Origin of the sequence: Idiomarina sp. Sol25, assembly GCF_033052775.1 — a bacterium.
GTDB lineage: Bacteria > Pseudomonadota > Gammaproteobacteria > Enterobacterales > Alteromonadaceae > Idiomarina.
This window is the reverse complement of sequence record NZ_JAUPEW010000089.1, coordinates 1-289: the sequence shown is the minus strand read 5'-3', so window position 1 is coordinate 289 and position 289 is coordinate 1. Positions and strand designations below refer to the sequence as shown.

The 289-nt window shown below is 45.7% G+C and carries 1 protein-coding gene; it reads left to right on the top strand.

From position 1 onward, the window contains the following. A partial coding sequence (locus tag Q5L94_RS13595; RefSeq protein WP_317498892.1) for a hypothetical protein occupies positions 1-267 on the top strand: 267 nt, incomplete at its 5' end. Between the last annotated feature and the right edge of the window lie 22 nt (positions 268-289).

The following is a 289-nucleotide window of genomic DNA, read 5'->3' as shown; positions in this document are numbered from 1 at the left end:
AACGGTGGGCAATCCGTTTCAATAAACGGGGGGGCAGATGTTGCCTTGCAATCCGGCGGGGAAGTCACGATCAATTGCGGTGCCGCATCCATTATCTTGAATTCCAGTGGAGATATTCGAATAGCAGGTAGGCATCTAAGCATGGATTTTTCGGGGCAAGTCGAAATTAACTCTGAAGGAGGGATGAGCTTCGACACAACCGAAATGACGCAAAATTCAGACGGTGCCTTCACCATTAAAGGTAAAAAGGTGGATATCAACTCATGAAAAAGAAAGGTTTTTTTGCACT